This is a genomic window from Cytobacillus sp. Hz8 (genome assembly GCF_042263505.1).
GTDB lineage: Bacteria > Bacillota > Bacilli > Bacillales > Cytobacillaceae > Bacillus_BE.
In genome coordinates, this window is sequence record NZ_JBHKFI010000022.1 from 39,281 (window position 1) to 51,272 (window position 11,992).

11 protein-coding genes and 1 pseudogene are annotated in these 11,992 nt (G+C 33.8%); 8 read left to right on the forward strand and 4 right to left on the reverse strand.

The genetic code is table 11. From position 1 onward, the window contains the following. Positions 1–326 precede the first annotated feature (326 nt). From ACE38V_RS19980 to ACE38V_RS19990, 3 genes are all read right to left on the reverse strand, one after another. Positions 327–617, reverse strand: a complete 291-nt coding sequence (locus ACE38V_RS19980) for a hypothetical protein (protein WP_375844087.1) — start codon at positions 615–617, stop codon at positions 327–329. A gap of 176 nt (positions 618–793) precedes the next feature. Further along, positions 794–1,129: a hypothetical protein gene (locus tag ACE38V_RS19985; protein WP_375844089.1), complete on the reverse strand. Its 336-nt coding sequence runs from the start codon at positions 1,127–1,129 to the stop codon at positions 794–796. A gap of 1,047 nt (positions 1,130–2,176) precedes the next feature. Continuing rightward, entirely contained in the window at positions 2,177–2,464 is a 288-nt protein-coding gene (locus ACE38V_RS19990) for a hypothetical protein (protein ID WP_375844091.1), read from the reverse strand. Positions 2,465–3,046: 582 nt separating this feature from the next. Between ACE38V_RS19990 and ACE38V_RS19995 the strand changes: the two genes are divergently transcribed. Together ACE38V_RS19995 and ACE38V_RS20000 are read left to right on the forward strand one after the other, a co-directional pair. Continuing rightward, a complete protein-coding gene (locus tag ACE38V_RS19995; protein ID WP_375844093.1) occupies positions 3,047–4,066 on the forward strand; it encodes a processed acidic surface protein in 1,020 nt (339 codons plus the stop codon). Then, a complete protein-coding gene (locus ACE38V_RS20000; RefSeq protein ID WP_375844095.1) occupies positions 4,063–4,647 on the forward strand; it encodes a class D sortase in 585 nt (194 codons plus the stop codon). The genes ACE38V_RS19995 and ACE38V_RS20000 overlap by 4 nt, the downstream gene beginning before the upstream one ends. A 66-nt stretch (positions 4,648–4,713) precedes the next feature. On the opposite strand, the gene ACE38V_RS20005 is transcribed toward ACE38V_RS20000, so the two are convergent. Then, positions 4,714–5,679 carry a quinone oxidoreductase family protein gene (locus ACE38V_RS20005; protein ID WP_375844096.1) on the reverse strand — a complete coding sequence of 322 codons (966 nt, stop codon included), beginning with the start codon at positions 5,677–5,679 and terminating at the stop codon, positions 4,714–4,716. Positions 5,680–5,811: 132 nt separating this feature from the next. Between ACE38V_RS20005 and ACE38V_RS20010 the strand changes: the two genes are divergently transcribed. The 6 genes and pseudogenes from ACE38V_RS20010 (at position 5,812) to ACE38V_RS20035 (ending at position 11,986) form a co-directional block, all read left to right on the forward strand. Further along, positions 5,812–6,081, forward strand: a complete 270-nt coding sequence (locus ACE38V_RS20010; protein ID WP_375844098.1) for a hypothetical protein — start codon at positions 5,812–5,814, stop codon at positions 6,079–6,081. Positions 6,082–6,211: 130 nt separating this feature from the next. Continuing rightward, positions 6,212–6,424, forward strand: coding sequence for a hypothetical protein (locus ACE38V_RS20015; RefSeq protein WP_375844100.1), 213 nt, complete (start codon positions 6,212–6,214; stop codon positions 6,422–6,424). Positions 6,425–7,102: 678 nt separating this feature from the next. Next, positions 7,103–7,795, forward strand: a pseudogene (locus ACE38V_RS20020) (aspartate/glutamate racemase family protein). Between the two features lie 756 nt (positions 7,796–8,551). Continuing rightward, the gene (locus ACE38V_RS20025) at positions 8,552–10,678 is read left to right on the forward strand and encodes a BglG family transcription antiterminator (RefSeq protein ID WP_375844161.1); all 2,127 of its coding nucleotides are present in this window, start codon (positions 8,552–8,554) and stop codon (positions 10,676–10,678) included. Next, positions 10,675–11,664, forward strand: a complete 990-nt coding sequence (locus ACE38V_RS20030) for a 6-phosphofructokinase (RefSeq protein ID WP_375844102.1) — start codon at positions 10,675–10,677, stop codon at positions 11,662–11,664. The genes ACE38V_RS20025 and ACE38V_RS20030 overlap by 4 nt, the downstream gene beginning before the upstream one ends. 13 nt (positions 11,665–11,677) lie before the next feature. Next, entirely contained in the window at positions 11,678–11,986 is a 309-nt protein-coding gene (locus tag ACE38V_RS20035; protein WP_375844103.1) for a PTS sugar transporter subunit IIB, read from the forward strand. The last annotated feature ends 6 nt before the right edge of the window (positions 11,987–11,992 follow it).

Here is an 11,992-nt window from a genome sequence, read left to right on the forward strand (position 1 = left end):
ATAAAGATAATTCCCTTTTTTATGCAAAAAAGAGAATTATCGATTTTGAAGTGAGAATTGCAAATTTTCCTAAGGAAATTTCGAGGTGGGAAATGAGGGAAATGGTGGAAATTATAGTTTTGCGGTTATGGGCCTATTTTTATCTATTTGAAAGGGAAAGCTTCCTCACCCCAACCAGAAATTTAATAGGGAGCCATCCTATTAAAAAAGCCAGCAAATCATTGCTGACTTCATCTATCTGCATATAAATTAAAGCCTCGTTCATTTGAAATCTTGAGCTCGTAAACAATATCCTAAAAAGGAAATATATTATTTAATTAATGGGATTAAATCCATCTTTTTCTATGAAGTTGCTCAGAAAAATTAAATGACTTGGGCCTACTGTCATAATAATTAATATTTCTCTTTTTATTTCTATCTCTTTCAATTAAATTGTCAAGTTTTCGTATGGCCTTTTCCAATTCTAACTCAGTCAAATCTCCTTTTGCAAATAAACTACATAGCATCCCGTACGCAATGGCTTTTGTATCGATTTCTATTTTAAGATTTAAGTCAACATCGGAATTTCCACTGTGATTAACCGTTGAACGAAGTTTGTTTTCTACAGGTTTCTCCATTTGAACTCTTCCTTCTATTTCTACATTAAGGGGGCTGTCCAGAAAGTCGTATTTTCGACTTTTGGATGCCCCTTTTCATGTTTCAGAACCTTGATATATCAGCATTCTTGATTACTACAGTTTAGAGGAATTCCACTTTTCGGACAGCCCCTTAGCCCAAAATAGGGAGGTTGATTTTAAAAATCGATTTCTTGATCTTGATCTTGATCTTGATCTTGTTCCTGATCGGAATCAGCTTCAGATCTGGCACGTACCCTTGCTCTTGAGTCACTATCTACTCTGATATCCAAATCAAAATCTAACTTTGCGTTTCCACTGTTATTGACACTAGCTCTTGCAATGTTTGTGTTTTTGTCCTTCACTGCAACATCCGTTTCATTCTCTGCCTCACTGTCTGCTCTAGCTTCTGCTTCTAGATCATTGTCAATTTCAACGTCAACATTTTTGTTTGAATCCTTTCTGCGCCTTTTTTTTCCTCCAAAAATTTCCTCATTTCTCCATACTTTGCTCATTGATCATATCACTCCTTTGGGTTTTCATACTTTAATATATTCCGTTATTCACTTTATGTTTGGACAAGAGTCTAAAATATTCTAGACAAGTATCTATTTTTTATAAATGAAGTTTAATTAAGGTTATATCCTTCTAAATGTGGGGCAAAGGAGAAGTTGTTTTACTTGCCCTCTTCCATTCGTACAATAAAAATAGGTTTTGGCAAACAAGGAGTTGAATAAGAGTTCTTCTAAAACAAAGGGTGTTTAAAAGGAAGATTCAGCTGTCAGAACAGGCAGCTTTTCTTATTGTATGAACGGGCAGGTGTGCGGCCGAGCATAGGTCGTACCATATAGCGGGTGGGATTCCCGTAGAGTAAGAACTAGCCATTCGCTCGTAGCGAGGAGTCTTGGAGGGCTAAAGGTAACTTTAGTCTTTAAGCGTAGACAGTTAGGTGACGGGCCGTGAAGAACCGTCCACTAGCTTCTTCCTGAAAGGACCAATTAGTTCTATGTTCTCCGCGACTTCTGATGGTTCAACTTCTTATTAATTAGGTTAAGAAGGTTATACTTTACTTATCTGTCAGGTATCTTGGGTAAGAATGTAATCTATTTTCCTATATCTGCTTTATTTACTCTGAATCACCTTTGGCAAAAAACTTCTAAACTCTCTGTATTTGATCATGCAAATAGAGCCACTCCAATCACGAAATCTTAGGCCACTTCATTTCCAGTTAGAACACGTCTTGATTTGGAGTGATAGGTATGATAGGTTCGTTTCCTACTTGAAACACCTTTGTATATCGCCTTTCAAGCAAAATTAAACCTCTAGGGGCCATGTGTAAATACATTCCATGTTTTCCAGTATCAAATTGCGAAGGGGCTCAAAATGTAGTTAGCAAAAACACTCATTCAATGATTAACTAGTCTTTTATGAAGATCGTGTCACAGATTAGATATTTACCGTTTCCCCATATATTTACACTCATACTGGATACACCAATAAAAAATAGTAGGTTAATCTTACCTACTATTTTTACTCCGTTACAATTATTTACTTATTCTTAATTATTCAAAATAAGAAATACTATTTAAAAATATTAAAGCCACCATTGGAAGTCCTGTAATTAATAAAATTAACCACAAAAGAACGCTTAATAATTCTCCTTTATATTTTTTAGAATATATGAAGGTTAATACTATCGAGATAATAAAAAATAAAATAACAATTATTAAAAGTAAGATTGTATTGATAAAGTCAAAAATATATAAATTAAAATAAAACTCACTTCCAAACAAAAAATTATATACAGCATCACATAATAAAATTAATATAATATGTATATTTTTATTCATTCTTTCGTTACTCCTCAATACAATTTTTAGAGATTAAGTTATGCTCCTTAGTTTCGTATTGTTGTGTTAGCATAACCTTCAACAATAAAGTTTAAAGATTTTCTAATTGCCAAGTTTTGATATTGAAAAACCCCTTGGAACTTAAAGAGATATTGTATCCTGATTCACTGTGTTTCTCCCGTTGCTCTTGATATCAACAAATCCATGATATCTTTGTTTTGGATACTTTGTGTTCGAATAATGATATATGGAGTACGTTTGAAACAATATTTAAAGGTACTCTCAAAGCAAACGTACTTCCCGGCTCAAGTGTTTTTTCAATAATAATTTAATCCACTGTATAACCTTTTTTAGGAAAGACTTCATATATTGGAGTTTTTTCCATGTCTTCAGAAACATGTATGCCTTATAGATGAAAACGTAACACAGTTGTATGAATTTTACAATAAATTTGGAAGAACCGTCTCCTAGCTTCAAATTTGGAAAAAATAATAAGCTATTATTGTTCCTATTTTTGCATATATAATATGGTTAACACGGATTTTATACATTCCAGGTAATTTGAATAGAAAGAGGAAATGGATGAAGAAAATTATCAGTAGTTTCATTGTATTATCAGTATTGCTCGCTAGTTTTCCTGCCTATTTTGAAGCAGGGAGCATGTCTTCTTTTGAGACAGATCTTCAAAACTATCTAAAGGATGTAAGTCAAAAGCGGGGATTTAAGGTAACGAAGGATGATATTGAAGTAGCCCTTTTCATGAGGGGTGAAAAAGAATTAAAGGATTTTGCTAGTATGCAGGAATTATCTGATTATTTAGGACCTGTTATAGTATCTGATTATAGTAATCTGAACGATACATTGATCTCATATAACATGACTTTGGAAGATCTCCAAGGGTTGATGGATAAAAATGATGAAGTGATGGAAGATTACATCTATATCAAAGATCTAGAAGATACGATCGATTTTTATAATACCGCTCCTGTTGAAATGGAAGAGGAGTTTTTTGATCTTCTTCTCGGTACTTTGGAAAGTGAACTTGATTTTAGTAAAGATGAACAAGAACGTGTCAAAAAGCATCTTGAAGGCTTGGAGGAGGAACTTTCTTCTGAAGAAACACTTAATCAGTTAACTAGAATATCAGAGGAAATGCAAAATATAAGTGATTTCGATACGATCGATGAATTAACACCAGAAACAACAGCAAAAATAATGTCTTTGTTTAATGAAATGCTTTCTATCTTTGAATTGAAATTGGATTTTACCTTGATTAAAGGAAAAAAGGAAGAAAAAATATCAATAGTAGATCTAATGTATATGACTGAGCTCGTTAATGCGAGTGTGAAGATAGATGTATATAACCTAAAAGGGGATTTCCTGGCTGATATCATTCTGAAGGGCGATACAGTTGATTCCGAAATTATTAAAGATATTGGCAAGGACATTGACCATACAACCGTGAAAATCAATGAAGTGAAGACGGAAAACGGAGGGAAACTTCCAGATACGGCAGGAAATTATTTTACAAAAATGATGTTCGGATTGATTTTAATGATAATCTCTCTATTTGCAATTAGATATGTGAGACGAGCTTCATGAAAAAAAGGAAAATCTGGATTGTAGTCATTGCCATTTCTTTGATTGCAGGATTAGGGTTTTGGTTTACTACCACTAATGCTTATAAGCTTGCAAAGGGCTACTATCTTTATAAAACCAATAAAGTAATTGTGTCTCATAAAAAGGTGGAGACAGACAAGCTTTACCCAACGAGGCCAAAAATAGGGGATGAAATAGGACAACTAGAAATTCCAAAGTTAAAGTCCACTCTTCCTATTTATCATGGTTCGGATGAGGATGAACTGGAAAAGGGTGTCGGTCATTATGCGAAAAGTGTGCTTCCAGGTGAAAATGACAACACGGTCCTTTCGGGACATCGAGATACTGTTTTTCGCAGGCTTGGGGAGATAAAAATAGGAGACCAGTTGATTATTCAAACATCTGCGGGAAAATTCACTTACAAGGTGAAAAAGACGAAGATTGTTGACAAAAATGATCGAACAATTATCGTCCCTAAGCCAAGAGCTACGCTTACAGTATCCACCTGTTATCCTTTCAACTATATCGGTTCAGCACCTAAAAGATATATTTTGATTGCAAACCTCATAAAATCGGAGACATGAAGCTGGGGACGGTTCTCTGCTTCCTTTTTGTTTGGATGGAAGCAAAGAACCGTCCCCATAGCTTCTTTAAATTTTAATCAATACTTTCCCTTCATAATTTCGGCTTTCGATTAGTTTATGAGCTTCTGCCGCATCCTTTAAATTAAATATTTGAGCAATGGAAATAGAAATTTTTTTCGAAGCGAATAGCTCCAAGACTTTTTCTGCAACAGGTGCTAATCGTTCAGGATCCTGTTTTCGAGTTGTTCCTAAGCTAAAACCCTTTATATTCCTACAACTGCTATGAACATCGCTTGTTTTAAATGTACCGGCATTACCACTACTATTGCCAAATTGTACAAGGGTCCCATATAAAGCCAGACACTCCAAGCTCTTACTGGTGACTTCACCTGCAACCGAGTCAAAGCTAATATTAGCTCCTTTATTATTTGTTTGCATTAATACTTCCTCGGTAAAAGTATCATAAGTACAAACAATATCTGCTCCTAATTTTCTAACATAATCTGCTTTATTTAGGCTTCCAACTGTGCCTATAATTTTTTGAACACCAGCTAATTTTGCCAATTGTACAAGCATCGAACCTACGCCACCAGCTGCACTGTGTATAACAATAGTATCTCTTCTTTGTACTTGTCCAATTTCATATAGTAGGATATAAGATAAAATAGATACTGTCGGCATTGTTGCAGCCTGTTCAAATGAAAGATTATCTGGAATTTTAAAAACCAATTTCTCATTGGCAACTACATATTCTGCATATGAGCCATTTTTAGGAAAAGCTATTACCCGTTCTCCTTTTGAAAAGGTTGAATTAGGGGAAGTTTTTTCTATTGTTCCTGCTACATCCAATCCAAGGATTAAAGGAAAATTTCCTTTTCCTTTATTACCTAAACGTGTTTTAATATCAGCATAATTCACACTCGTATAAGATCCCTTTATTAAAACTTCATGTTCTCCTATTTTGGGCATTTCAATATCCGTATATGAAAGTACATCGGTTCCACCATATTCATTTTGAATAACAGCCTTCATTTCTTTATCCTCCTTTAAACCTTTTTTACATTTTACTATAAAGTGAACCGTCCCCTTGCATTAATTTTTCTGTTGTATCAAATGGAAAAATTTTATAAAATTTTTTTATACGGATTAAAAGGATGGGGAAACATGAAAAATTATTTTGGGGCTATATCACTTATCATTATCATATTAATGGTAGGGCTTTTTTTCGGTTATATCACTTCAGTAACTACAATAGGTGTCACGACTTTTCGGATATTAATGATATGTGGAGTTATTTTATCCCTGCTTTTTTCTTATCTTTGTGAAAAAGGAACAATGAGGAGAATATCTTTAGGAATAAGCATATGTGTTGGTTTATTGTATCTAATAGGGATTGAATTGATGAGGGTTGTCTTTCAAGAAAATGGGTTTTAACAAGAGAGTGCAGGAAAGGCTGCTTAGAAAAACAATTTAAATTTTGGCCGCTTTTATATGACACATATAGAAAAGTGGAAAAATGGTGGAACAGGATGTTCCGTCCTGTGTCCCTTCAAGGGGATATTCGATGTTAAAAGAAAACGTATCACTTGTAGGTGCAATATGTATTTTGATTATTACCATTGTGAATTTTTCAACGGACAATCAAATGATAACAGGGATAGTTGGAGGAAGTTTATTTATTTTTGTTTTGATTTTAAAAGTTAAATCTAGAAGAAAGGAAGGTTACTCGGCACATTCTAATAGGGGAAATGTTAAAAGGAAAGGACACGGATCGTAAATTAGAAGATCTGCTTCTTTCTTTTGGCTGTATTAATCAAACGTTTGATTGAATTGTTTGGCTTTTGAAATAGAAAATGTGAATTTAACAGAAAGAAGATAGTGGAATCATCTATTCGTTATTAGCGGATCGATGTTTTGAATATGGATTTTTATCATGAGATGGATTATGGGAAAGTGGAAGGGATTTAAGGATCTATCCAAAAATCAGCCTCCTTATGATTCTGGTTTAAATAAAGTGATTTTTATATTGGTGATTATTGCCACCAAAATTAAAACCCAGGAATGTTGAAATAATAGCATTTTTGGGTTTTACTTTTTAACGATCCGATCTTCAAAAACTACTTTGTTGACGAAATATTCAAATTAGTGTAGAAATAAGATGAAAAAGTGGGGATCTATAGCAATTACGATTAATTGTGGAGTGAGCATTGGTTTATACTTAGGAAATCTCCTTGTTCTAACTTACCTGCGATTGCTGCAGGTATTGGGGGTACAATTACAGGGGTGGGTATTAGTTTGGGAACAGAGCAACTACGCCTAAGTCGAAAGACCGTTATTGTTTCTGAAATAGATAAAAGAACATGGATGAAAATTAAAAACTTATATGCAATTTCATTGTTGTAATTTGTATTTATTAGCAGTATGCTTCAGTATATTTAAAATTGGGGGATTATTTATGAAAACTATTGGTCTTATTGGCGGAATGAGTTGGGAGTCATCACTAGAATATTATCGTATTATAAATGAAGAAGTGAAAAATAAATTGGGTGGTTTACATTCAGCCAAGTGTCTTTTATACAGTGTAGACTTTGAAGAAATAGAACGTTATCAGGCAGAAGGTAATTGGGAAAGTGCAGGTAAATTATTAGGAAATGTTGCTCGTTCTTTAGAACAAGCAGGAGCTGAAATTATCGTGATTTGTACAAATACAATGCATAAAGTAGTTGGATATATTGAAGAAAAAGTTAGTTTACCTATTTTACATATTGCTGATGCAACAGCCATGTAAATTCGAAACTTAGAAATGAGTAAAGTTGGGTTGCTTGGCACTAAATATACAATGGAGCAAGATTTTTATAAGTCACGAATAGAGTCATATGGTATTAAAGTTTTGATGCCAAATCAAGAGGATAGAAATATTATAAATAAAGTTATTTATGAAGAATTGTGTCTAGGAAAAATTCGTCATTCATCAAGGAACTATTACAAAAAGGTTATCAAGAATTTAGTAGATAATGGTGCGGAAGGAATTATATTAGGTTGCACAGAAATTGGATTATTAGTAAAACCAGAGGATTCAGATGTTCCGTTATTTGATACGACGGTAATTCACGCAATTGAATCAGTTAATAAAGCAATTGAGGGGTAATTTAATTAGAAGGTGCTTTAAGGGGACGTTTCTCTGCTTCCTTCCAAAAAAGAAGCAAAGAAGAACGAAATTGCTCCCCCAAGGATTGAAACCCCATAGGCCGTAACCGCGACTTCATTCTTCTCAGGCAATCAAAAATTTTGCGATTAGGTTTGTAGCACAAAAAAGAGCTAAGGCACAACTAGTAATTTCCACTAGTTGTGCCTTTTTTAGCGCAAAACTTCCGATTGTCCCCTTTAAGAACTGTCCCCTTGCATTATCTAGAAAATTCCTCCTTAGCAAAAAATATTTATCCTAATTCTTGCCTAGGAGGATTGATTTCAAACTTATTTACACAACTTTTTCCGCAATGTCAAATAACTGTAGAGCTTTTTCTTTTTGACACAATTCACTGTCACTCCGTAAATAGTTATATTAACAGGCAACTGGAGGAGACCATCTTTTTTCAATTTGTCTTGTTTGATATTACCGATTACCTATTTAAATAAAAAGGTAAGACCATTATGAGCAATTCGTCTGTTATCTTTTGCTCGGTGTGTATATGTATAGGTTCTACTGCCAGGAGTTGTGATTGGGCAGGTTTAGGCTATCACCAAATCACTCGTGCATTTTTTCTTAATAATTTTTAATAATGTCTCTATCCCTTAGTCTAAGTTTAAGAATCACTTTTCTTAAGACTTATGCTTATTTTTTTGCAGATTAAAATTGCAAAAAGATACACTAAACTATTCTGATATATCAAACTATAATCAAATTATGGAAGGTGATCACTTCATGAAAAAAAGGACACAAAGAGTTTTTACAAGATTTTTAACGACGAATACTCATTTAACCTTTGAAGATTTAAGTAAAGAATTCCATATTAGTGAACGTACTCTACGAAACGAAATAGTGTTGATCAATGACTATTTGACTGAAAACAATTATCCAATTGTTACTACTACTAGGGGAATAGGAATGAAATTGCCCCTGTCTGAAAAGGAACGCGAAAAACTGTTAACGCAAGTCGGTGATGATTGGGACAAAGAATATTATCAGCCGGATGAACGACTTCTTGCAATACTTTTAGATATTGTAGATAGCTCAAAAATAACACTGCTATATGAAATGGAAGAGCGATTACAGGTATCTAAAAGTACGCTGGATGAGGATATGCGTAAACTCAGGCAGTCATTAAAGAAATATGCTATTTCTGTACTTAGCCTAACGAAACAAGGAATTGTATTGCAAGGGGATGAACGGTTTATTCGTTCTATGCTGTACGATGTAATTAATTGTACGACAGATATTGATCATTTAATAGGATACAGTGATACAGATGCTGAAATAACATTTGCAGATAAATTTGTACTAGATTATTTGGATAATAGTGTATTGCAGGTCATTGGTGATCTTTATGATGAAGTTCTGAAAAAATCGATGGAAGAGATAAATCATGTGTATAGAGATCAGGTAATTTTGTTTTTGGGTGTGTGGTTAAGGCGTCTACAAGAAGGCAATACCGTCAGTGAATTAGCGAATACAAGAGCAGAGATAATAGAGGGACCAGTAAAAACTTTTGTAGATACGATATGTGAGGAGTTTGCAATACATCCATCAATAAATGAAATTAAATATATTACTTTTACAATTGAATCGTTCAATCCAAAAAATATGAATAATTCATTTGATTGGGTTACGGCGCAATTATTAGCTATTCAGCTAATTGAGCATGTGGAGAAAGAAACTGGCACTCCTTTTACTATGGAAGAAGAAAGTTTGTATGAAGGTCTTTATAAACATATTACGGGATTATTAAGTAGAGCTAAGAATGATTTGCAGGTATTTAATCCATTAAAAGAGACGATTAAAGAGTCCTATTCAGAGATTTATAACGCAGTAGCTTGTTTTAGTAAGCAAATAGAAAAATATATAAAGAAACCATTATCAGAAGATGAAATAGGTTTTTTGACTATTTACTTTTCAACCTCCAAAAGCCAAATAAAGCAAGATGAACAATATGTATATCAAGCAGTTGTAGTTTGTAATCATGGAATTTCAACTGGAAAGTTGTTAGCTGCAAATTTGAAAGAGTATTTCAATATTGAAATTATAGCAGTTTTGAGTTCCTATGAGTTACCGTTTATTGAAAAGTTAGATGTAGATTTAGTATTTACTTCTATTTCTATTGATTATCCCAAAAAGCCGGTCTTATTGCTTAATCCGATTTTAAGGGAAAGTGATAAGAAAGAAATCAAAGAGTTTTTGAAAAAAAATAAGGATAAGAAAAGAACTGTATCCAATAAGTTAGATGCTACAAAGTTGCTACAGGATATTTTAGCGTTAATTGTTGCAAGTGGAGGCGAAGTTACTCAAGAAAGTTATCAGAAATTAGAAAATACTTTCAAAAAACATCATATGGAATTTAATACAAGGGAGATACTGCCTATGTTGCAAGATATTTTGAACGATTCTAATATCTTACTAATGCAAGAATGCAAAGATTGGAAAGAGGCGATTATGAGAGTTGCGATACCTTTAGTAAATGAGAAGGCAATTGAAAGGCGATATATCAATGCCATGATAAAGTCTGTTGAAGAATTTGGACCTTATATAGTAGTAGGAAAGCATTTAGCTTTGGCACATGCAAGACCAGAAGATGGTGTAAATAAATTAGGAGTTAGTGTCATGACGTTAAAAGATCCGGTTTGTTTTGGAAATCAGGATAATGACCCAGTGAAAATAGTCTTTTGTTTAGCGGCTGTGGATTCTTACTCGCATTTAAATATTATGAAAAACCTAATTGAGTTAATTAATGATAAAGAAAAAATAGATAAGTTAATTGTTGCAACAGATGTGAAAGCGTTTAAATCATTATTATATGGAAATGAAGTGGAAGAATGATAAAAGTCGCAATTATTACAAGTGGCGGAGATGCAAGTGGAATTAATGCAGTATTTGAAGGAATCCTAACATGTGAAGAAATTGAGTTGTGGGGATTTCATGATGGGTACGATGGGATATGTGAAAATGAGCCTTTTAGATTAACCAAGAAAATAGTAAAGGAACATATCCATACAGGTAATGCTCTGCTACATACATCAAGATCGAAGAGGACTTTTAATAAAGAAGGCAGAGAAGAAATTGTATGCAAATTAAAAGAGAATGATTTTGATATTTTAGTTGTTTGTGGAGGAGAGGGTTCTGGAAAAGGAGCAAGCCTTTTATCTAAAGAAGGGATGCGCACTTTATTAGTGCCTATGACAATAGATAATAATATCTATGGCACAGACTATACCGTTGGTTATCATACAGCATGTCATTATATTGCAGATGGTGTAAGGAGATTACGTCAAACTGGAATGAACTTACCAGGTCGTATTTTTATGATGGAGACATTTGGTGGTCAATCAGGGCAGTTAGCACTTGGTGGGGCAATAGCAGGGGGTGCTGATTATGTGTTACTTCCAGAGCAACCTATAAATATGGAGAAATTATTGAGGAGAGCGAAGGACTGTTTAGAGAAACAAGGACAGTTTATCGTAGTAAATTGTGAATCCAATACCTTAAATGGAGAGTGGATACGAGGGAAACAAGGCGCAAGTTTTGAAATAGGGAATGAGATTGAGAAAGCCATGGGTGTTCGCGTAAGATATTCCATTTTAGGGTATACCCAACGAGCAGGTGATTCAATAGAGGCTGATGTAATGGATGCAATTAAGATAGGTTTAGCGGTAGCTGAAGAGATCGTAAAAGGCACCACCAATGCTATGGTGGGTCTAGTTGATGGGAAAGCAGTGTTGGTACCTTTAGAAGATGTATTTAGCAAAACTAAGGATTTAATAGCAACAAATAAATATATAGCTCTAAAACTGAAAATGATTGATTAAAGGAGAGAGAAAAATGAAAAGACTCAATATTTTATTTGTATGTGGGGCTGGTTTAGGAAGTAGCTTCGCTTGTCAAATGTCAGCAGAAGATGTGCTAAATAAATTAGGAGTTGATGCGAAATTGGATCATAGTGATATTTCATCTGCGGCATCAGCAAAGCCGGATATCATTATTACTGCTCAAAATTTTCAAACACAATTTGAAAAATTCACGATTGATCCAAAACAAACAACAATTGTGTATTTGAAAAATATTGTGTCAAAGGCAGAGATTGAAGAAAAAATTACCCCGGTATTAAAGGAAAAAGGTGTCTTAGCTTAACAAATA

Coding starts and splice junctions, on each gene's coding strand:
- ACE38V_RS19980 (WP_375844087.1), bottom strand. CDS start 617: ATGGAGAAACCTGTAGAAAACAAACTTCGTTCAACGGTTAATCACAGT.
- ACE38V_RS19985 (WP_375844089.1), bottom strand. CDS start 1,129: ATGAGCAAAGTATGGAGAAATGAGGAAATTTTTGGAGGAAAAAAAAGG.
- ACE38V_RS19990 (WP_375844091.1), bottom strand. CDS start 2,464: ATGAATAAAAATATACATATTATATTAATTTTATTATGTGATGCTGTA.
- ACE38V_RS19995 (WP_375844093.1), top strand. CDS start 3,047: ATGAAGAAAATTATCAGTAGTTTCATTGTATTATCAGTATTGCTCGCT.
- ACE38V_RS20000 (WP_375844095.1), top strand. CDS start 4,063: ATGAAAAAAAGGAAAATCTGGATTGTAGTCATTGCCATTTCTTTGATT.
- ACE38V_RS20005 (WP_375844096.1), bottom strand. CDS start 5,679: ATGAAGGCTGTTATTCAAAATGAATATGGTGGAACCGATGTACTTTCA.
- ACE38V_RS20010 (WP_375844098.1), top strand. CDS start 5,812: ATGAAAAATTATTTTGGGGCTATATCACTTATCATTATCATATTAATG.
- ACE38V_RS20015 (WP_375844100.1), top strand. CDS start 6,212: ATGTTAAAAGAAAACGTATCACTTGTAGGTGCAATATGTATTTTGATT.
- ACE38V_RS20025 (WP_375844161.1), top strand. CDS start 8,552: ATGGAAGGTGATCACTTCATGAAAAAAAGGACACAAAGAGTTTTTACA.
- ACE38V_RS20030 (WP_375844102.1), top strand. CDS start 10,675: ATGATAAAAGTCGCAATTATTACAAGTGGCGGAGATGCAAGTGGAATT.
- ACE38V_RS20035 (WP_375844103.1), top strand. CDS start 11,678: ATGAAAAGACTCAATATTTTATTTGTATGTGGGGCTGGTTTAGGAAGT.